Source organism: Saccharopolyspora terrae, assembly GCF_004348435.1.
Taxonomy (GTDB): domain Bacteria; phylum Actinomycetota; class Actinomycetes; order Mycobacteriales; family Pseudonocardiaceae; genus Saccharopolyspora; species Saccharopolyspora endophytica.
Window position 1 is genome coordinate 33,388 of record NZ_SMKS01000035.1, and the last position, 19,635, is coordinate 53,022.

General features: G+C 70.3%; 17 protein-coding genes. 11 read left to right on the top strand and 6 right to left on the bottom strand.

What is annotated here, in order from left to right:
• Positions 1–110 precede the first annotated feature (110 nt).
• From E1181_RS19295 to E1181_RS19310, 4 genes are read left to right on the top strand one after another with little or no spacing between them, the layout of a single operon-like run.
• Positions 111–1,100, top strand: coding sequence for a DUF6461 domain-containing protein (locus E1181_RS19295; protein ID WP_132676754.1), 990 nt, complete (start codon positions 111–113; stop codon positions 1,098–1,100).
• Positions 1,101–1,150: 50 nt separating this feature from the next.
• The gene (locus tag E1181_RS19300; protein ID WP_132676756.1) at positions 1,151–1,816 is read left to right on the top strand and encodes a hypothetical protein; all 666 of its coding nucleotides are present in this window, start codon (positions 1,151–1,153) and stop codon (positions 1,814–1,816) included.
• 43 nt (positions 1,817–1,859) lie between these two features.
• Positions 1,860–4,031, top strand: coding sequence for an NAD-dependent DNA ligase LigA (ligA, locus tag E1181_RS19305; RefSeq protein WP_132676758.1), 2,172 nt, complete (start codon positions 1,860–1,862; stop codon positions 4,029–4,031).
• Between the two features lie 35 nt (positions 4,032–4,066).
• On the top strand, positions 4,067–4,552 hold the full coding sequence (locus E1181_RS19310; protein ID WP_132676760.1) for a GNAT family N-acetyltransferase: 486 nt from the start codon (positions 4,067–4,069) through the stop codon (positions 4,550–4,552).
• 180 nt (positions 4,553–4,732) lie between these two features.
• Here the strand turns inward: E1181_RS19310 and E1181_RS19315 are convergent, their stop codons facing one another.
• Positions 4,733–5,386, bottom strand: coding sequence for an ACT domain-containing protein (locus E1181_RS19315; protein ID WP_165943697.1), 654 nt, complete (start codon positions 5,384–5,386; stop codon positions 4,733–4,735).
• Positions 5,387–5,671: 285 nt separating this feature from the next.
• On the opposite strand from E1181_RS19315, the gene gatC reads away from it, so the two are divergent.
• The 4 genes from gatC to gatB are packed head-to-tail and all read left to right on the top strand — an operon-like array spanning position 5,672 to position 9,217.
• Positions 5,672–5,971 carry an Asp-tRNA(Asn)/Glu-tRNA(Gln) amidotransferase subunit GatC gene (gatC, locus tag E1181_RS19320; protein ID WP_093413507.1) on the top strand — a complete coding sequence of 100 codons (300 nt, stop codon included), beginning with the start codon at positions 5,672–5,674 and terminating at the stop codon, positions 5,969–5,971.
• On the top strand, positions 5,971–7,482 hold the full coding sequence (gene gatA, locus E1181_RS19325; protein WP_132676764.1) for an Asp-tRNA(Asn)/Glu-tRNA(Gln) amidotransferase subunit GatA: 1,512 nt from the start codon (positions 5,971–5,973) through the stop codon (positions 7,480–7,482). The genes gatC and gatA overlap by 1 nt, the downstream gene beginning before the upstream one ends.
• A gap of 35 nt (positions 7,483–7,517) precedes the next feature.
• Positions 7,518–7,715, top strand: a complete 198-nt coding sequence (locus E1181_RS19330; RefSeq protein ID WP_132676766.1) for a hypothetical protein — start codon at positions 7,518–7,520, stop codon at positions 7,713–7,715.
• The gene (gene gatB / locus E1181_RS19335; protein WP_132676768.1) at positions 7,712–9,217 is read left to right on the top strand and encodes an Asp-tRNA(Asn)/Glu-tRNA(Gln) amidotransferase subunit GatB; all 1,506 of its coding nucleotides are present in this window, start codon (positions 7,712–7,714) and stop codon (positions 9,215–9,217) included. The genes E1181_RS19330 and gatB overlap by 4 nt, the downstream gene beginning before the upstream one ends.
• Positions 9,218–9,281: 64 nt before the next feature.
• Here the strand turns inward: gatB and E1181_RS19340 are convergent, their stop codons facing one another.
• Entirely contained in the window at positions 9,282–10,697 is a 1,416-nt protein-coding gene (locus tag E1181_RS19340; RefSeq protein WP_132676770.1) for an FAD-dependent monooxygenase, read from the bottom strand.
• Positions 10,698–10,787: 90 nt separating this feature from the next.
• Between E1181_RS19340 and E1181_RS19345 the strand changes: the two genes are divergently transcribed.
• Positions 10,788–11,375 (top strand): TetR/AcrR family transcriptional regulator, encoded by a 588-nt coding sequence (locus tag E1181_RS19345; RefSeq protein WP_132676772.1) that lies wholly within the window; start codon positions 10,788–10,790, stop codon positions 11,373–11,375.
• A gap of 90 nt (positions 11,376–11,465) precedes the next feature.
• Here E1181_RS19345 and E1181_RS19350 read toward each other — a convergent pair whose 3' ends face one another.
• Together E1181_RS19350 and E1181_RS19355 are read right to left on the bottom strand one after the other, a co-directional pair.
• Positions 11,466–12,617 carry a PQQ-dependent sugar dehydrogenase gene (locus E1181_RS19350; protein WP_207922215.1) on the bottom strand — a complete coding sequence of 384 codons (1,152 nt, stop codon included), beginning with the start codon at positions 12,615–12,617 and terminating at the stop codon, positions 11,466–11,468.
• A gap of 74 nt (positions 12,618–12,691) precedes the next feature.
• A complete protein-coding gene (locus E1181_RS19355; RefSeq protein ID WP_132676774.1) occupies positions 12,692–13,672 on the bottom strand; it encodes an alpha/beta fold hydrolase in 981 nt (326 codons plus the stop codon).
• 113 nt (positions 13,673–13,785) lie between these two features.
• Here E1181_RS19355 and E1181_RS19360 point away from each other — a divergent pair, with 113 nt between their 5' ends.
• Positions 13,786–14,532, top strand: coding sequence for a DoxX family protein (locus tag E1181_RS19360; protein ID WP_132676776.1), 747 nt, complete (start codon positions 13,786–13,788; stop codon positions 14,530–14,532).
• A gap of 268 nt (positions 14,533–14,800) precedes the next feature.
• Here E1181_RS19360 and ilvD read toward each other — a convergent pair whose 3' ends face one another.
• Together ilvD and E1181_RS19370 are read right to left on the bottom strand one after the other, a co-directional pair.
• Positions 14,801–16,645 (bottom strand): dihydroxy-acid dehydratase, encoded by a 1,845-nt coding sequence (gene ilvD, locus E1181_RS19365; protein WP_132676778.1) that lies wholly within the window; start codon positions 16,643–16,645, stop codon positions 14,801–14,803.
• Positions 16,646–16,838: 193 nt separating this feature from the next.
• Positions 16,839–17,312, bottom strand: a complete 474-nt coding sequence (locus E1181_RS19370; protein ID WP_132676780.1) for a PH domain-containing protein — start codon at positions 17,310–17,312, stop codon at positions 16,839–16,841.
• 387 nt (positions 17,313–17,699) lie between these two features.
• Between E1181_RS19370 and E1181_RS19375 the strand changes: the two genes are divergently transcribed.
• Positions 17,700–19,532, top strand: coding sequence for an acetolactate synthase large subunit (locus E1181_RS19375; RefSeq protein WP_132676782.1), 1,833 nt, complete (start codon positions 17,700–17,702; stop codon positions 19,530–19,532).
• Positions 19,533–19,635: the final 103 nt, after the last annotated feature.

The following is a 19,635-nucleotide window of genomic DNA, read 5'->3' on the forward strand; positions in this document are numbered from 1 at the left end:
TTGTGGAATGGGATGGATCGCGTCCGTTTGGACCGGTTGGTGTGGTCTCGTTGTCCGAATGTTTTGCGAAAATGGCCGTGGTCTGACCTTTGCGCTGGTAGGAAGGGCCCGTGGGCAGTCATTGCGTCGGTGAGCTTGACCGCGTCGCTTGGATCGAGCGCAGCACGATCCGGGACGCGGCGTGCCTGACCCTGGTCCGGAACAGTGACCTCGGTCGGGTGGCCGAGTCGTTCGGGGCCGTCACGTCGCACGGGCGGTCGTTGGACATCGACGAGTTCTGCGAGGAGGCGTACGCCTACCAGGAGAAGCACCCGATGATCGGGCTGCGCTCCGTCGGGGACTGGACGCTCGTCGTCGAGGACAGCGGTGGCCAGGGCGTTCGCCCCGAAGTGCTGCGCCGGGCGGCGCGTCCTGAAGCCGTCTCCTGCTACTGGGACGAGGACGTGCGCACGCGGTTCGTGCACGCCGTCGACGGCGTGATCCAGACGTCCTTCGAAGCCGTGCTCCCCGAGTACCGCGAAGGCGCCTGCCCGGACGCCCTGGAGGAGCACCGCGAACAACTCCCCTGGTCGCAGGGGGCTCCGGTGCCGCTGATGCTGGCCTTGGCCGGGCGTGTCACGGGGGAGGCCCCCACCGAGGGATGGCTCGGCGGGGAGTTCCGCACCTACCCGGTCGCGCCGTGGCCCGACGACCTCGTCTCGATGCCGCTGGGCGATCTCGACGGCTACCCCGCGGAGATGCTGACCGCGCTGCGGGCCGCCGGTGAGCACGACCAGAGGCGGGTGCTGCGATCCCTCGCCCGCTACGTCGCCACCACCGCCGACTGCATGGACCTGCCCGTCGTGCAGCGCATCCTCGCCGGTGTCCGCCCGGAGTGCGCCGAAGTCGACCAGACCCTGCGCGAACTGGTGTGGAGCGGGATCTGGGAGCGACCCGCGCTGGTCAGCCGCAACCGGCTGCACGCGATGCAGGTGCTGCGGCAGGTCATGCACGAGGACTCCCGCAGCGCCCTGTCCGGTGTCCTCACCGGCGTCACCGGTGTGCGCGGTGCCGAACCGGCGGCGATCACCGCCATCGTCCGCGACGAGCTGCCGGGCTGAAATTCCTCGTCCCGCCACGGCGGGCTCCGGCGGACGGCACAATACATCCCATGTTCAGGTTCCTGCGCCGCCGCGACGCCGAAGTGCCCGCTGAACCGGTCGACGTCCCCGCCGAGGCTGCGGAGCGCGCGACGACGTTCTGGCAGTGGTGGGACGACAACCTCCCCGAGATCGCTTCGGCGCTCGGCGACAGCGAGCCGCAGCGCATCGAGAACCTCGTCGCCGAGGCCGTCGCCGGCGTCCACCCGGACCTGACCTTCAGCATCGAGCACGGAGAGGACGCCGCGTACGCGCTGGTCATCAGCAGCCAGGCCGACCCGGAGCTGCGGCCCTACACCGATGCGTGGATGGCCGCCGCGCCTGCCGCGGACACGCTGTGGGAGTACCACGACTCGGTCCCCGCGGTGCCCGACCCCACGGAGGTCACGGTGAACCTGCGCGGCGAGAAGTACCCGCTCGACCAGGTCCGGATCGCGGCGCAGGTCGACGAGGGCGAAGGGCTGGTCGACGTCGCCGTGTACCACCCGGGTTTCCACGCGCTCGACGACAACGCGCGCCGGGCCCTGACCTTCCTGCCGCTGGACGCCACCCTCGGGGAACGGCTCGCCGCCGACCGGTTGGGGCGCGTCGAAACCGCCGAGGCAGAACCCGAAGGCACCATCGGACTGCTCGAACTGCGCGAGCTCGTGCGCGAGTTGGACCGCAACGCGCAGTGAGCCGCTGCGTGCCGGTGTCGGGGTCGCTCGTTAGTCTCGGGGCGTGACCAGCAAGGACGTTCACGAGCTCAATCCCAGCGAGGACGCCGAGGGCGTGCCCGCCGACCCCGCCGCCGCGAGCGCGGCCGAAGGCGTCGAGGACGTGCCGCCCGACGTGCGCGAACAGTACGCGGAGCTCGCCGAGGAGGTGCGCGGCCACCAGTTCCGCTACTACGTGCTGGATTCGCCCACGATCTCCGACGGCGAGTTCGACGAGCTGTTCACCCGGCTCCAGCGGATGGAGTCCGAGCACCCCGCGCTGCAGGCTCCCGACTCGCCCACGCAGGTGGTCGGAGGCACCTTCTCGACCGCGTTCACCCCGGTCGCGCACCTGGAGCGCATGCTCAGCCTCGACAACGCCTTCGACTCCGAGGAGCTGGCGGCGTGGGTCGAGCGCGTGGAGCGCGAGGTCGGCAGCGGCGCCCACTACCTCTGCGAGCTCAAGATCGACGGCCTCGCGGTCAACCTGCTCTACCGCGACGGCCACCTGGAGCGGGCGCTGACCCGCGGTGACGGCCGCACCGGCGAGGACGTCACGCTCAACGTGCGCACCATGGGTGACGTGCCCGAGCAGCTCACCGGGACCGACGAGTACCCGGTTCCGGCGCTGGTGGAGGTGCGCGGCGAGATCTTCTTCCGCGTCGACGAGTTCGCCGAGCTCAACGCCAAGCTGGTCGACGCGGGCAAGGAGCCCTTCGCCAACCCGCGCAACGCCGCCGCCGGATCGCTGCGCCAGAAGGACCCGCGGGTGAGCCGTTCCCGGCCGCTGCGGCTGATCTGCCACGGCCTGGGCAGGCGCGAGGGCTTCGAACCGGAGCGTCAGTCGGAGTCCTACGCGGCGCTCAAGGCGTGGGGGCTGCCGGTGTCCCGCCACACGGTGGTTCTCTCCACTGTGGACGAGTTGCTGGGGCACATCCAGCACTGGGGCAAGAACCGCGACTCCGCCGAGCACGAGATCGACGGCATCGTCATCAAGGTCGACGAGGTCCCCCTGCAGCGCAGGCTCGGCGCCACCTCGCGCGCGCCGCGCTGGGCGATCGCCTACAAGTACCCGCCGGAGCAGGCCACCACTCGGTTGCTCGACATCCAGGTCAACGTCGGCCGGACCGGGCGGGTCACGCCGTTCGCGGTGATGGAGCCGGTCAAGGTCGCCGGGTCGACGGTGTCGATGGCCACCCTGCACAACGCCGACGAGGTGCGGCGCAAGGGCGTGTTCATCGGCGACCGCGTGGTGATCCGCAAGGCCGGTGACGTCATCCCCGAGGTCCTCGGGCCGGTCGCCGACGTGCGCACCGGTGATGAGCGCGAGTTCGTGATGCCGGAGGCGTGCCCGGAGTGCGGGGCGCGGCTGGCGCAGCAGAAGGAGGGCGACGTCGACCTGCGCTGCCCGAACGCGCAGGGCTGCCCGGGTCAGCAGCGGGAGCGGCTGTTCTACCTCGCCAGCCGCAAGGTCCTCGACATCGACGCGCTGGGTTACGAGGGCGCCTCCGCGCTGCTCAACGCGGGCGTGCTCGGCGACGAGGGCGACCTGTTCGACCTCGACGAGGCGAAGCTGCTCAAAACGCCGCTGTACACCACGAAGGAGGGCAACCTCTCGGCCAACGGCGCCAAGCTGCTGGCGAACCTGGAGGAGGCCAAGCAGAAACCGCTGTGGCGGGTCCTGGTCGGGCTGTCGATCCGGCACGTCGGGCCGACCGCGGGGCAGGCGCTGGCGCGGGAGTTCGTGACGCTGGAGCGGATCGAGCAGGCCTCCGAGGAGGAGCTGGCCAACACCGACGGCGTCGGGCCGACGATCGCCACGGCCGTGCGCGAGTGGTTCGCCGTGGAGTGGCACCGCGAGATCGTGCGCAAGTGGCGCGAGGCCGGTGTGCGGATGGCCGACGAGCGCGACGAGTCGATCCCCCGGACGCTGGAAGGCATGTCGATCGTGGTCACCGGGACGTTGCAGCAGTACTCCCGGGACGAGGCCAAGGAATCGATCATGGCCCGCGGTGGCCGGGCGGCCGGTTCGGTGTCGAAGAAGACCGCGTTCGTCGTGGTCGGGGACTCCCCGGGTTCGAAGTACGACAAGGCCATGCAGCTGAAGGTGCCGGTGCTCGACGAGGACGGTTTCACCGTGCTGCTCCAGGAAGGCCCGGAGGCCGCTGCCGAGCGGGCGTTGCCGCCCGAGGAGTGAGGGAGCCGTCGGTGCGGGGTGGCAGGATCGCCCGCATGGCAACGATTCGAGCCGCCCTGCCGGCGGAGTACGAGGTCGTGGGGGAGATCGCGGCCAAGGCCTACGCCGATGCGGGCAACCTCCCGGCCGACGGTTCTTACGTCTCGGTGCTGCGGGACGCGGCGGACCGGGCGGTCAACGCCGAACTGCTGGTGGCGCTCGACGAGGATCGTCCCGTCGGCACCGTGACCGTGGTGCGTCCCGGGGACTCCTATTCGGAGATCGCGCGGCCCGGGGAGGTCGAGTTCCGGATGCTCGCGGTCTCGCCGGACGTCGCTGGGCGGGGTGTGGGCCGGGAGCTCGTCGAGGCCGTGCTGGAGCGGGCCCGCTCGGAGGGTGCCGGGCGGGTGGTGCTGTGCGTGTCGGAGACGGCGCTGCGGCCCCGGGAACTGTACGAGCGGATGGGGTTCCGGCGGTTGCCCGAGCGGGACTGGAGCCCCACCGGTGACATCCGGTTGCTCGGGTACTTCCTGGAGCTGTGAGGGGCACGTTCCTTCAGCCGTCGAACTTCGCGCGAAATTCGACCCCCCAAGTTCGGCCTCGAATCTCGCGCGAAATTCGAGGCCGTCACCCGTAGGTATGACGGAGGGGTGGGCTTGACGTAGCCTTCGGCTCCTCTGACCTGGGAGTTTTGAATTTCGCGCGGAGTTCGACGGGGATCTTCAGCCGTCCAGGACGACCGAGACGATGCCCGCGAGGTGGGCGAGGCGGGCGAGTTCCGCTGCGCGGAACATCGGGCCGCCGGGTCGCCCGGCCAGCAGGACGCGGTCGGGCTTGCCGATGGGGGTGGCGGCCAGCTCGGTGCCCAGCTCCTGCCAGGTCTCCGGCACCCACGTCTCGTCGCCGTCGAGGATCGTGGCGCGCGGCAGCGGCAGCCACGGCAGCTCCAGGTAGCCCTCCTGCGGCGCGGAGGTGCTGGCGGCCAGTTGCTCGGCGCCGCCGGAGCGGTGCCCGAACACGATCGCCCAACCCGATCGGATGATCTTCGGGACGCCTTCGGCGAAGATCTGCAGTCCGCGTGCCGGCTCGGCCGCGATCTCCTCGACCAGCTCCAGCTCGCGGTGGGTGTCCAGCACGCCCGCGTAGGGGCGGACGGCGTCGACCTCGACGCCGTCGATGGACTCGGCGGCGGTGATCAGCACGTCCGGCGGGCGCCCGGAGGGCAGCTCCACCACGAGGTCGTCGATGGCCACGCCGCCGATGCGTTCGACGACGTCGACGCTGAGGATGTCGGCACCGATCTCGCCGAGCGCGCTCGCCACCGACCCGAGGTTGCCGGGTCGATCCGGTATCTGCACCCGGATGAGGAAGGACACCGGACTCAACGCCTCCAGTTTCATGCACGACACCTCGCCGGCCGCGCGTTTTCCTCCGCCTGCTCGTCCGCTTGCGCGGCCGCTCGTGCGAGGAACACCGCGGGGAAATTGTGTCAGACGCGGCGTAGTCATCTTGCTACAGCCGTCCACGGAGTAGAACGACCAGGCCATTCGCGAAAGTTCCCGGGCGCGCCTCGCCAGGCACGACCCCTGCCAGGTCTGGCAGCGTGGTCGCCATAGACTGGGATGCACTCGTAAACCGGACATGACCAGGGAGCCTTCGCAGTGTCCAAGATCTCCCGCGACGAGGTCGCACACCTCGCCGGCCTGGCGCGGCTGGCCGTCACCGAGGCCGAGCTCGACACCTTCGCAGGCCAGCTCGACCAGATCCTCGATGCGGTGGCGAAGGTGGGGCAGGTCGCTGCGGACGACATCCCACCCACGTCGCACGCCGTGCCGGTGACCAACGTTTTCCGCGAGGACGAGGTCCGCCCGGGCCTGACGCGCGAGCAGGCGCTCGCAGCGGCGCCCGCGGCTGAAGAGGACCGCTTCCGCGTTCCGCGCATTCTGACTGAGGAGGCCTGATGAGCCTGACCGGGCTGACCGCGTCCGAGCTGGCCGCCAAGCTGGCGGCAGGGGAGGTCACGTCGGTCGAGGTGACCCAGGCGCACCTGGACCGCATCGCCGCCGTGGACCCGCTGGTGCACGCGTTCCTGCACGTCGACGCCGAGGGCGCGCTCGCCGCGGCCCGCAAGGCCGACGAGGACCGGGCCGCCGGCAAGGCAGCCTCGCCGCTGGCCGGCGTGCCGCTGGCGCTCAAGGACGTGCTGACCACCACCGACATGCCCACCACCGTCGGGTCGAAGATGCTCGAAGGGTGGATGGCGCCCTACGACGCGACGGTGACGCGCAAGCTGCGCGAGGCCGGTGTGGTCGTGCTGGGCAAGACCAACATGGACGAGTTCGCGATGGGCTCCTCCACCGAGAACTCCGCCTACGGCCCGACCCGCAACCCGTGGGACACCGACCGCATCCCGGGCGGCTCCGGCGGTGGCTCCTCGGCAGCGCTGGCCGCGTTCGAGGCGCCGCTGGCCATCGGCACCGACACCGGCGGTTCCATCCGCCAGCCGGGCGCTGTGACCGGCACCGTCGGCGTGAAGCCCACCTACGGCGGCGTGTCCCGCTACGGCCTGGTGGCGTTCTCCTCGTCGCTGGACCAGCCGGGCCCGTGCGCGCGGACCGTGCTGGACGCGGCCCTGCTGCACGAGGTCATCGCCGGGCACGACCCGATGGACTCCACCTCGATCGACCAGCCGGTTCCGCAGGTCGTCGAGGCCGCCAAGCAGGGTGCCAACGGTGACCTGACCGGTGTGAAGGTCGGCGTGGTCCGCGAGTTCTCCGGTGACGGCTACCAGCCGGGCGTGCAGCGCGCCTTCGACGCCGCGGTCGCGCAGCTGTCGAAGCTGGGCGCCGAGGTCGTCGAGATCTCGTGCCCGCACTTCGACTACGCGCTGGGCGCCTACTACCTGATCGCGCCGAGCGAGTGCTCGTCGAACCTGGCCCGCTTCGACTCGATGCGCTACGGCCTGCGCGTCGGCGACGACGGCGAGAACAGCGCCGAGCAGGTCATGTCGATGACCCGCGAGGCCGGTTTCGGCCCCGAGGTCAAGCGGCGCATCATGCTCGGCACCTACGCGCTGTCCTCGGGCTACTACGACGCTTACTACGGCCAGGCGCAGAAGGTGCGGACGCTGATCACCCGCGACTTCACCGCCGCGTTCGAGCAGGTCGACGTGCTGGTCTCGCCGACCACCCCGACCACGGCGTTCAAGATCGGTGAGCGGGTCGACGACCCGATGGCGATGTACCTCGCCGACCTGTGCACGATCCCGTCCAACCTGGCGGGCAACGCCGCCATGAGCCTCCCGTGCGGACTGTCCGATGAGGACGGTCTCCCGGTGGGTCTGCAGATCATGGCTCCGGCCATGGCCGACGACCGGCTCTACCGGGTCGGCGCGGCCTACGAGGCCGCCCGGGACGCCGAGCAGGGCGGTCCGCTGATTAACCGTGCCCCGAAGCTGGAGGCGGCCGTATGAGCCGCTCCCACGCCACCGATGCAGGAGGTCGCAAAGTGAACCCGAAGTTGAAGGCAGCGTTCCAGCTCGCTTCCGTGCTCTCGGCGGCCTTCGGGCTGAAGGCGAGCTACAAGGCCGCCCGCGAGAAGAACGACAAGCTCGAACTGGCCGACGTCATCATCACCACGCTCGGCCTGATCACCGGTACCGCGCTGGCGGTGCGCGCGCTGCGCAAGGGGAGTGACGAGGAGTGACCGCGGTCGCCGAGATCATGGACTACGACGAGGTGCTGGCCCGGTTCGACCCGGTGCTGGGCCTGGAAGTCCACGTCGAGCTCTCCACCAAGACCAAGATGTTCTGCGGCTGCGCCAACGCGTTCGGCGCCGAGCCCAACACCCAGGTCTGCCCGGTGTGCCTGGGCCTGCCGGGGGCGCTGCCCGCGGTCAACGGCAAGGCCGTCGAGGCCGCGATCCGGATCGGCCTGGCGCTCAACTGCCAGGTCGCGGAGTGGTGCCGGTTCGCCCGGAAGAACTACTTCTACCCGGACATGCCGAAGAACTTCCAGACCTCGCAGTACGACGAGCCGATCGTCTTCGACGGTCACCTCGACGTGGTGCTCGACGACGGCGAGACGTTCCGCGTCGACATCGAGCGGGCGCACATGGAGGAGGACACCGGCAAGTCGCTGCACATGGGCGGTGCCACCGGTCGCATCCACGGCGCCGACTACTCGCTGCTGGACTACAACCGGGCCGGCGTGCCGCTGATCGAGATCGTCACCAAGCCGATCACCGGTGCCGGTGAGCGCGCCCCCGAGGTCGCCCGCGCCTACGTGACCGCGCTGCGGGATCTGCTGCGCGCGCTGAACGTCTCCGACGTGCGGATGGACCAGGGTTCGCTGCGCTGCGACGCGAACGTGTCGCTGATGCCCAAGGGCGCCGACGAGTTCGGCACGCGCACCGAGACCAAGAACGTCAACTCGCTGCGGAGCGTCGAGCGCGCGGTGCGCTTCGAGATGCAGCGGCACGCGGCGGTGCTGACCTCCGGCGGGTCGATCCGGCAGGAGACCCGGCACTTCGACGAGTCCACCGGGTCCACCTCGGCGGGCCGGCCGAAGGAGACGCAGGAGGACTACCGGTACTTCCCGGAGCCCGACCTGGTGCCGATCGCGCCGTCGCGCGAGTGGGTCGAGGAGCTGTCCAAGACCCTGCCGGAGCTCCCGTGGGAGCGCCGTCGGCGCGCCAAGGAGGAGTGGGGTCTGTCCGACGAGGAGCTCCGCGACCTCGTCAACGCCGGTGCCCTGGAGCTCATCGCCGAGACGGTCGAGGCCGGTGCGGCTCCGGGCGACGCCCGCTCCTGGTGGGTCGCCTACCTGTCGCAGCAGGCCAACGCGCGCGGCGTCGAGCTGGCCGACCTGGACATCACGCCGAAGCAGGTCGCGCGGGTCGCGGCGCTGGTCGGCGAGGGCAAGCTGACCAACAAGCTGGCCCGCCAGGTCGTCGACGGCGTGCTCGACGGCGAGGGCGAGCCGGACGAGGTCGTCGCGGCTCGCGGCCTGGAGGTCGTCTCCGACGACTCCGAGCTGCAGAAGGCGGTCGACGAAGCGCTGGCGGCGCAGCCGGACATCGCGGAGAAGATCCGCGGCGGCAAGGTCCAGGCTGCCGGAGCCGTGGTCGGTTCGGTCATGAAGGCCACCAAGGGCCAGGCCGACGCCAAGCGGGTCCGCGAACTCGTCCTCAAGGCCTGCGGCCAGTAATCACGCACACCGAGAACGCCCCCGACCCGCGCGGTCGGGGGCGTTCTTCGTTGCTCGGGCGGTGTCAGCGGATGGAGGCGATGTAGCCGTCCGGGCGGATGAGGACCGCGGTTCCCGGGGTGACGTCGTAGGTCTCGTAGGCGTCGACGTCGGTGAGGGAACCTTCCTCGCATCCCCGGGTGATGCGAAGGGGGCGGATGTGCGCTTCGGTGGCGGGAACGTCCGCGTCGAAGGCCAGCAGCGTCCAACGGGTGTCCCGGAGCAGGTCGAAGAGGTTCACCTCGTCGCCTTCGGGGGTGCGCACGAGGGAACCCGGCGCTCGGTCTCCCGCCCGGACGCGGCCGGGATGGGCGCGGTGGTCGGTGGTGAGGGGACCGTTGCGGTAGCCGACGCCGAGCTGGGTGGTCTCCGGGCCGCGGCGCAGCGCGTCGGGGCTTCCCCGGAGGGTCTTGCCGAGCAGGTCGGTGCTGATGCCGAGCACGCCAGCCGCGACGGGGCGGCGCTCGGCGTCGTAGCTGTCGAGCAGTTCGGGTGAGCCGTCGGCGAGCTTCCAGCCGAGGTTGTAGGCGTCCTGCACGCTCGTGTTCAGCCCTTGGCCGCCGGTCGGCGGGTGCACGTGCGCGGCGTCGCCGGCCAGGAACACCCGGCCTGAGCGGAAGGTCTCGGCCAGCCGGGAGTTCGGCCGCCACACCGTCGCCCACGTCAGCTCCCGGATCTTGACGTGCGGTGCGCCGAAGTCGTCCAGCAGGCCTTGCACGTAGTCGGCGTCGGCCCGGATGTCGTGGGTGGAGGGCGGCCTCGCCGCGCACTGCAGCACATCGGTTCCCGCGAGCGGGGTGAGGCTGACGCCGCATCCGGGGTCGGTGGCCGAGGCGAACCAGTGGGCGAGCTCGGGGTGGTCGAGGCCGGTGACGCGGGCGTCGAAGAGGACCAGCTTCGTGTCCTCGTCGGTGTCGCCGAGGAAGTCGACGCCGAGTTCGCGGCGGACCGTGCTGCGGCCACCGTCGGTGCCGACCACGTAGTCGGCGCGGATGTCTCCGCTGGTCAGCGTGGCCGTGACGCCGTCGTCGTCCTGGCGCAGCCGGAGCAGGGCCGTGCCGCGTTCGACCTTCACGCCGAGTGCGGCGAGGCGGTCGCGGAGGATCTCCTCGGTGCGCCACTGGGGAACCATCCACCCGTTGGGATGCGGCACCTGAGGGGTCGGTTCTGCCCGCTCCGCCATGCGGCGTTCGCCGGTGAGCTCACCACCGGAGTAGGTGCGGAACGCGGGCGGGAACATTCCTGCCGCCAGCACCTCGTCGAGGACGCCGAGGTCGTCGAAGACCTCCAGGGTGCGCGGTTGGAGCCCATCACCTCGGGAGCCGGGCAGCGGCTGCTCGCTCGCGTCGACGATCCGGCACGGAACGTCCCGCCTGGCCAGCTCGATGCCCAGCGTCAGTCCGGCGGGGCCTGCTCCGACGATCAGCACTCGGGTGTCCATCGCGCCTCCTTGAGTGAATTCAGATTCAGTGAATATTAATTCAGTGAACAGGTTGATAGGTTCCCCGTCAAGGGCGAGGGAGGAGCGACGATGCCGGGAACCACCCGCAAGGCGCAGGCGGCCGAGACCGAGGCCGCACTCAAGGCCGCCGCGGTGCGGGTCTTCGGCAGGCACGGGTACCTCAACACCAAGATCACCGACATCACCGCCGAAGCGGGCCGATCGGCGGGGTCCTTCTACAACCACTTCAAGAGCAAGGAAGAACTCCTCGAAGCGCTGCTCGCGGACCTGCTGGAGGCCGGTGATGCGGCAGTGCTCTCCGACGAGCGGCACTCATCGGACTTCGGCGAACGCGACGCCATCCGCTGGCACGTCGCCCGGTTCTGGGACTTCTTCCGCGCCAACCGGGTCGTGCTCATCGCGCTGCGTCAAGCGGCGCTGGTCGACCAGCGCTTCGCCGACCGCGTCGCCGAAATCCTTGAACCGGACGTGCACCACCTCGCGGGCCACCTGGTCCACACCGAACGGCCGGAAGCGACCGCGATCGCCATCACCGGGCTCTGCCAGCAGTTCGCCTACGCCAAGCTCGTCGAGGAGCAGCCGATGCTCGCCGCCCTCACCGACGAGGACGTGATCGACATGCTCACCGGTCTGATCGACCGCGGCATCAACGGCTGAGAGCCCGTCCGGCGCGGCGCGCCCGGAGCAGGAGGGCCGCCTCAGAACCCGCTACCCGCACCGCCGAGCAAGCAGTTCCTGGTGCAGCCCTCAGTCCTTGCCCGCCGTGCCGCCGGTCGGCGGCTCCAGGCGCAGGACCCGGTCGTCGCTGGGGACGGGGCGCCCGCCGTCGCGGTTGGTGGTGCCCAGCCACACCATGCCGTCCGGAGCCAGCGCGGCCGTGGCGAAGCGGCCGTAGCGGTTCTCCAGGACCTTGGCGGGCTGCCCGGTGAAGCTGCCGTCCGGCGCCGGGTGCAACGTGTAGAGCGCCGAGGCGTCGCGCAGCGCCACGATCACGGTGGACGGGTCCGCCGCGCACCCCGACACCCCGGGCCGGTCCGACCAGGTCCAGGCCGGATTGCCCAGCGGCTCACCGAACTTCACCTGGTGGAGGGAGTCCTTGCCGCCGTTGCGGTCGGTCACCCAGAACATGCTCAGCGCGGCCGTGCCGCAGATGCCGGTCGGCTCGTTCAGCCCGGAGGTCACCACCGGCGAATCGCGCTGCGGGTTCCCCTCGGCGGGCTTGCCGAAACCGTCGACGCGCAGCAGCTTCCCGGACAGCGTCGACGGGTTGGTGGCGCTGGCCGGGTCGCCGGCGTTGCCGGTGGCCACCAGCAACGCGCCCTTGCCGTCGTCGAGCAGCGCACCCGAGTTGCCGGTGGCGCCCTTGGGAATCCCCGTCAGCACCGGCTTCGGGCTGTCGCCGCTGGCGACCCGCACGACCCGGTTGTCGGATCCGGTGGTGACGTAGGCGTAGAAGAGCTCGTCCTCGTGGTACGTGGGCGACAGGGCCAGGCCCGTGAGTCCGCCGCCGTTGCTCGCGTCGACGGAGATCTGCGCCAGCTCAACGGGTTTCGCGCCCTTCTTCACGCGCAGCACGCGACCCGTGGAGCGCTCGCCGACCAGCGCGCTCTGCCCGTCCGGCAGCACCGCGATCGCCCCGACCGGGTCCAGGCACGTGGTGATCACCGCCGGGTCCGGGTCCTCGCAGCCGACCGGCTGCGCGGGCGGCTGCGGTTTCGCCTCGCCCGGTGCCTCCGAGGGCGGTGCTTCGCTCTCGAACGAGGGTTGCGGACCGGCCTGCGGCGCCAGCGAGGGCTGCTCGGCGAACGGCCGGTTGTGCTCGTCGGGGAACTCGGCGCATCCGCTCAGCACGATTCCGAGCACCGCGAAGGCGCCCACCAGCGCACGAGTCCGACCCATCACGCCTCCGACCCTATCCGCCGCCGGGTGAACGCGTGGTGAGCCACCGCGATCAGCCGTTCCCCCGGGGCGGGTCAGAACGGGGGGTGCAGGGCGCGGCGGCGGGGTCGCCGGCGTTCCGGGAGCGAGAGGCGGATCCGGCGGACCGGCGGCGGTGGCGGGTCGATGCCGAGTCGGGCGCATTCGACGGCCTCGACCCGGCGCAGCAGCAGCGCCAACTCCTCCCGCACGGTGTCCGGATCCTCCAGCGGGATGAAGTGGGACGCGTCGAGCAGCCGCACCCTGGCCTGCGGGAGGGAACCGACCTGCCGGGCCGTGGTCAGCGGTTCGCCGAGGGGATCGAGGCGCCCGGCCAGCAGTGTGACCGGGCAGCTGATGCGCGGCAGGTCGTCGCGGACCGACGCGCTCCAGGCCAGCGCCAGTTCGACGTGCCTGCGCCAGTCGTGCTGCACCAGGTTGCGCAACGTGGCCGTGATGCCGGCGTGGTCGCCGTCGTCGGGCAGCAGACCGGCTCGGCGCAGCAGGCGAACGGGCCAGTCCCCGACCGGCAGCTGGGCGGTGATGGATTCCAGCAGGTCACCGGTCAGGCGCAGCGAAGCAGAGCCGCCCGCGGCCAGGAGCCTGCGCATCGCGTCGGGCACGCCGACGTTGGACAGCAGCATCTCCGCGCCCGCCGTGGGCGGCCCCGCCAGCAGCAGGAGCCCGCGTACCCGGTCGGGGTGGCGGGCGGCGAGCTCCACGGCCAGAGAAGTGCCACCCGACCAGGCGAGGACGACGCAGTCGGGCGCGTCGGCGTCGTCGAGGACCGCGAGGGCGTCGGCCACGTGCTCACCGGTGGTGCCGGAGGAAATGCGCTCCGGTGACCAATTCAGCACCTGGGCCGCGCAATCGAGAGGAAGCAATTCCGCCGCCGAAACGAGTTCGGGGAGCATAAGCACCGCTCTCGGTGCGAACGAAGGCGACGACCAGCACTCGCCGATGTCCAGGAAATGCGCACCACCTGCGGAGACATCGGATTTGTGCGACCTCGGCGCGCGGAATTCTGGGTCCTCCATCAGGACATTTTCCACCCGGAACGAGTCCTGTGGTATCGAACCTGTCACGTGTGGGGAAGGTTTTATCGCAAAGGGTCGCACTTTCAGGTGAAGATGCCCTAGCCTCCTGCGGCGTGAGCATCCAAGACGATCGCCCCGGCGGTGCGGGCGGCTCCCCCGACGATCGCAGCTACGGCGCGCACGCCCAGCGGCCCCGCGGCGCGAAGGGTTCGGCCAAGAGCACGCAGAGCCTCGGCGCACGCCAGCACAACTACTACGACGAGGACGACGGCTACAGCGACGGTGAAGCGACCTCGCTGGTGAGCGGCGTCGGCGAGGACTCCGGCTACGCCGAGGAACTCGGCAAGAAGCGCAAGCCCTTCGCCTGGAACGCGGGAACCGACCTCGGCCTGCTGATCCTGCGTCTGGCGCTGGGAGGGGTCTTCCTCCTGCACGGTGCGCAGAAGCTGTTCGGCGCGTTCGGCGGCCCGGGCCCGGAGGGCTTCGCGGAGGTGCTCTCCGGCATGGGCTTCCAGCAGAGCGCCGCGCTCTCGCTGGTCACCGGCGGTACCGAGCTCGGTGCGGGTGCGCTGCTGGTCCTGGGCCTGTTCACGCCGGCCGCCGCGGCCGGTGTGGTGGGCCTGATGGCCAGCGCGGTGTTCGTCAAGCTGGGCGCCGGTTTCTTCAACGCCGACGGCGGGTTCGAGATGGATGCCATCCTCGGTGCCCTCGGTCTCGGCGTGATGTTCACCGGTCCCGGCCGGGTGGCCTTGGACTACGGGCGAGTGTGGTTCCGCCGTCCGTTGGGATTCGGCTTCTTCGGCCTGATCGTCGCGGCTGGCGCGGCTGCGGCGATCCTGATCCTCTTCCACCGCCCCTGAGACGTGCACCGACGAAATCGGGCCCCGCTCCACCCCAGGAGCGGGGCCCGATTTTTTGGTGTTCGGGGAGGTGGGCGTTCTGCTGAGCGGTGCGGGTGGCGGAACTTGACCGGCTCTCTGGACTGCGGGTGCCACTCCTGATGTATGTCCAATACACGGCGGAGTGGCCGTCCTCGCCAGAGAGCCGCTCAGAACCCGCGGCGGTGCCGGTTGCTCAGGTGGGGCAACGAGAAAGCGGCTTCGCCGCTTGCCCCGCAGAACATCAGCCTCACTTGTTCACGTCGCGCACTGCTCCGTAGGAGGCGGACGTCGCGAGCTTGGCGTAGGCGCGGAGGGCTGTGGTGACCTTGCGCTCGCGGCCGATGGGCTGCCAGGGGTTCTCGCTGGCCTCCATCTTGGCGCGGCGCTCGGCGAGGACCTGCTCGTCGACCAGCAGCTCCAGCTTGCGCTCGTGGACGTCGATGAGGATCTGGTCGCCGTTCTCCACCAGACCGATGAGCCCACCGCCCGCGGCCTCCGGCGAGATGTGCCCGACCGACAGGCCCGACGAGCCACCGGAGAACCGGCCGTCGGTGATCAGCGCGCACTTCTTGCCCAGACCGGAGCCCTTCAGGAACGCGGTCGGGTGCAGCATCTCCTGCATGCCGGGGCCGCCTGCGGGGCCCTCGTAGCGGATCACCAGCACCTCACCGGGCTGGATCTCCTTGTTCAGGATCGCCGACACCGCCTGCTCCTGGCTCTCCAGCACCCGCGCCGGACCCTGGAAGTGCCAGAGCTCCTCCTCGACGCCGGCCGCCTTGATGACCGCGCCCTCCTCGGCGAGGTTGCCTTTGAGCACGGCCAGGCCGCCGTCGACGGTGTAGGCGTGCTCGACGTCGCGGATGCAGCCGTTGGCGGCGTCGGTGTCCAGCGACGACCAGCGGTTGTCGGTGGAGAACGCCTTGGTGGTGCGCACCCCGCCGGGCGCGGCGTGGAAGATCTCCAGCGCCTTCTCCGACGGCGATTCGCCGCGGACGTCCCACGTGGACAGCCACGCGGTCAGGCTCTCGCTGTGGACCGAGGCGACGTCGCGGTGCAGCAGACCGGCGCGGTCGAGCTCGCCCATGATCGCGCTGATGCCGCCGGCCCGGTGCACGTCCTCCATGTGGTAGTCGGAGTTCGGCGCGACCTTCGACAGGCACGGCACCTTGCGGCTGATCTCGGCGATGTCGTCGAGGGTGAAGTCGATCTCGCCCTCCTGCGCGGCGGCGAGGGTGTGCAGCACCGTGTTGGTGGATCCGCCCATCGCCATGTCCAGCGCCATCGCGTTCTCGAACGCCTGCTTGTTGGCGATCGAGCGGGGCAGGACGCTCTCGTCGTCGGACTGGTAGTAGCGCTTGGCGATGTTGACGACCGTGCGGCCGGCCTCCTGGAAGAGCTCGCGGCGCGCGGCGTGGGTGGCCAGCGTCGAACCGTTGCCCGGCAGCGCCAGTCCCAGCGCCTCGGTCAGGCAGTTCATCGAGTTCGCGGTGAACATGCCCGAGCACGAACCGCAGGTCGGGCACGCGGAGCGCTCCACCTCGGACAGGCCCTCGTCGTCGATCGCCGAGTTCGCCGAGGCCGAGATGGTGGTGATCAGGTCGGTCGGCGCGTGCGCGACGCCCTCGACCACGACGGCCTTGCCGGCCTCCATCGGGCCACCGGAGACGAACACCGCGGGGATGTTCAGCCGCATCGCGGCGTTGAGCATGCCCGGGGTGATCTTGTCGCAGTTGGAGATGCACACCAGCGCGTCGGCCTGGTGCGCGTTGACCATGTACTCCACCGAGTCGGCGATGATCTCCCGCGAGGGCAGCGAGTAGAGCATGCCGCTGTGGCCCATGGCGATTCCGTCGTCGACGGCGATGGTGTGGAACTCGCGCGGCACGCCGCCCGCCTCGCGGACCGTCTCGGCCACGACGTCACCGAGGTCGCGCAGGTGCACGTGACCGGGCACGAACTGGGTGTAGGAGTTGGCGATCGCGACGATCGGCTTGCCGAAGTCGTCGTCGGTCATGCCGGTGGCGCGCCACAGCGAACGGGCGCCGGCGGCATTCCGGCCGTGAGTCGTGGTTCGGGAACGCAGCTGAGGCATTGGGGGACCTTCTTCGATTCCAGGCTCTGTGCGGAGGGGGCCGGGTGCGGAGCCAGCGAGCTTCAACGCGAACGGCCCGTACCGCTGACGTCGCCTTGTGGGCGCTAAGCGTGGCGGTGACTACGACCCTACCCCTGCGAACACCGTGCTTGAGCACGCATGTCGGCCAGATTACGGGTCGGGATCTTCGGTGTCAGTCCTCGTCGGTGGACCGCGCGGTGGGGTCCGGGAGGTGTCCGCGGCTGACCAGGGCGATGGCGGGGAGGTCGCGCGGGCGCACGGTGGGCAGCGTGACCTCGGCGCCGTCGGTGGTGCTGGCGCGGACCTTGGACTGCTTGGTGATGGCCAGGCCCTTCAGCGACTCCCAGCGCAGGGTGCGCCCGCCGACGAGGGTGCGGGTCTTGATCCGCTCGGCGTCGACGGTGGTGCCCGGCCGCAGCACGGCCCACAGCAGCGCGAGCGGGATCAGGAAGACCAGCAGCCCCACCGGACCGGAGGTGGTGGCCAGCGGTACCGCGCAGGCGGCGACGGCGAGCACGGCCAGCAGCGACACGCGGGGGACCCGGAAGTTCAGCGACTCCGGGATCTCGGTGCTCCGCGGCTCCGCGTCGGGCGCGGATTCGGTGCTCTGCGGTTCGGCGGCGTCGTCCTCGGGTGTCTCGCTCACCCCTCGATGTTCTCACCTGGTCGGCTTCGCCCGATCGGGGCCCGAACCTCCCACCGGTCGGGAGCCGGGGAGCGGCGCGCATCACACCTGGCTCGAATCCCGCCGCGACAGCATCGCTGAACTGGGAAAAGCGCGAACGGGCGGATCGTGCCAGCCTGGACGGGCGCCCACCATGCGAGACGATCGTCCCGGATCGTTTGACGTGGCGTGACCGGTCCCATTAACGTCCTGGCCATGCTGCGACTGCACGACATTCTCGTACTTCCCTGGCGCGTCGACGCCTAAGGAAGTTCGCAGCGTCGACGCGCCAACCCTCGTGGGGCCTCTTTGTGGCCTGCGGGGGTTTTTTCGTGTCCGGTCCCACTCCCAACCACCGAGGTTGACCCGATGACCAGCGCCAATACCAGGCAGAATCCGGTCCCGGCGCCCCCGCCAGGACGCCGACCCAAGCCCGCGCCGCCCAGCGGTGCTCCGGTGAAGATGACGGGTGCGCAGGCACTCGTCCGCTCGCTGGAGTCCGTGGGTTGCGAGGTCGTCTTCGGGATTCCGGGTGGCACCATCCTCCCGTCCTACGACCCCTTGCTCGACTCCGAGAAGGTCCGGCACGTGCTGGTCCGCCACGAGCAGGGCGGCGGGCACGCGGCGACCGGATACGCGCAGGCCACCGGCAAGGTCGGGGTGTGCATGGCCACCTCCGGCCCGGGTGCGACGAACCTGGTCACCCCGCTCGCCGACGCGCACATGGACTCCGTCCCGGTCGTGGCGATCACCGGCCAGCAGTCCACCGGCCTGATCGGCACCGACGCCTTCCAGGAAGCCGACATCTGCGGCATCACGCTGCCGATCACCAAGCACAACTTCCTGGTCACCGACGCCGAGGACATCCCGCGGATCATCGCCGAGGCGTTCTACATCGCCGCCAGCGGTCGCCCGGGCCCGGTGCTGGTCGACATCCCCAAGGACGTCCAGCAGGCCACCATGTCCTTCTCCTGGCCGCCGGAGATGAAGCTGCCGGGTTACAAGCCGACCAGCAAGCCGCACGGCAAGCAGGTCCGCGAGGCCGCGAAGCTCATGGTCGAGGCCAAGCAGCCGGTGCTCTACGTCGGTGGCGGTGTCATCAAGGCCGAGGCGCACGCCGAGCTGCGGCAGCTGGCCGAGCGCACGGGCATCCCGGTGGTCACCACGCTGATGGCGCGCGGCGCGTTCCCGGACTCGCACCCGCAGCACCTCGGCATGCCGGGCATGCACGGCACGGTCGCCGCGGTCGCCGCGATGCAGCGCTCCGACCTGCTGATCGCCCTGGGCACCCGGTTCGACGACCGGGTCACCGGCCAGCTCTCGTCGTTCGCGCCCGACGCCAAGGTCGTGCACGCCGACATCGACCCGGCCGAGATCTCCAAGAACCGCCACGCCGACGTCCCGATCGTCGGTGACTGCAAGGACGTCATCGCCGAGCTGACCGAGGCGTTCGAGGCCACCGAGGCCGAGGACGGCACCGCCGACCTGACGGCCTGGTGGGCGATGCTGGACGACATCCGCGGCCGGTTCCCGCTCGGTTACGCCGAGCCCAGCGACGGCAGCCTGTCGCCGGAGTACGTCATCGAGCGGCTGGGCAAGATCGCCGGCACCGACGCGGTCTACGCGGCGGGCGTGGGTCAGCACCAGATGTGGGCCGCGCAGTTCGTCGGCTACGACAACCCGCGCACCTGGCTGAACTCCGGTGGCCTGGGGACCATGGGCTACGCGGTTCCCGCGGCCATGGGCGCCAAGGCCGGTGTGCCGGACAAGGTCGTGTGGGCCATCGACGGCGACGGCTGCTTCCAGATGACCAACCAGGAGCTCGCGACCTGCGCGATCGAGGACATCCCCATCAAGGTGGCCGTCATCAACAACGGCAACCTGGGTATGGTCCGGCAGTGGCAGAACCTGTTTTACGCCGAGCGTTACTCACACAGCGACCTCGGCACCCACAAGCACCGCATCCCGGACTTCAAGCTGCTCGCCGACGCCTACGGGTGCGCCGGCCTGCGGTGTGAGTCCAAAGAGGACGTCGACAGCGTCATCCAGCGGGCTATGGAGATCAACGACCGACCGGTCGTGATCGACTTCGTGGTGGGCAAGGACGCCCAGGTGTGGCCGATGGTGGCGGCGGGCACCGGCAACGACGAGATCATGGCGGCACGCGGCATCCGCCCGTTGTTTGAGGAGGACGAAGCGTGACCAGCTTTGTGCCTACAGCAGTTCTGCTCAACCGCACCTCAGGGGAACGTGATGCAGACCAGCCACAATCAACCTCGGAACGAGCGATTGGGCGCAACGCGAC

Coding starts and splice junctions, on each gene's coding strand:
- E1181_RS19355 (WP_132676774.1), bottom strand. CDS start 13,672: ATGGAGGACCCAGAATTCCGCGCGCCGAGGTCGCACAAATCCGATGTC.
- E1181_RS19340 (WP_132676770.1), bottom strand. CDS start 10,697: ATGGACACCCGAGTGCTGATCGTCGGAGCAGGCCCCGCCGGACTGACG.
- E1181_RS19350 (WP_207922215.1), bottom strand. CDS start 12,617: ATGGGTCGGACTCGTGCGCTGGTGGGCGCCTTCGCGGTGCTCGGAATC.
- E1181_RS19300 (WP_132676756.1), top strand. CDS start 1,151: ATGTTCAGGTTCCTGCGCCGCCGCGACGCCGAAGTGCCCGCTGAACCG.
- E1181_RS19310 (WP_132676760.1), top strand. CDS start 4,067: ATGGCAACGATTCGAGCCGCCCTGCCGGCGGAGTACGAGGTCGTGGGG.
- E1181_RS19375 (WP_132676782.1), top strand. CDS start 17,700: ATGACCAGCGCCAATACCAGGCAGAATCCGGTCCCGGCGCCCCCGCCA.
- E1181_RS19345 (WP_132676772.1), top strand. CDS start 10,788: ATGCCGGGAACCACCCGCAAGGCGCAGGCGGCCGAGACCGAGGCCGCA.
- gatA (WP_132676764.1), top strand. CDS start 5,971: ATGAGCCTGACCGGGCTGACCGCGTCCGAGCTGGCCGCCAAGCTGGCG.
- ilvD (WP_132676778.1), bottom strand. CDS start 16,645: ATGCCTCAGCTGCGTTCCCGAACCACGACTCACGGCCGGAATGCCGCC.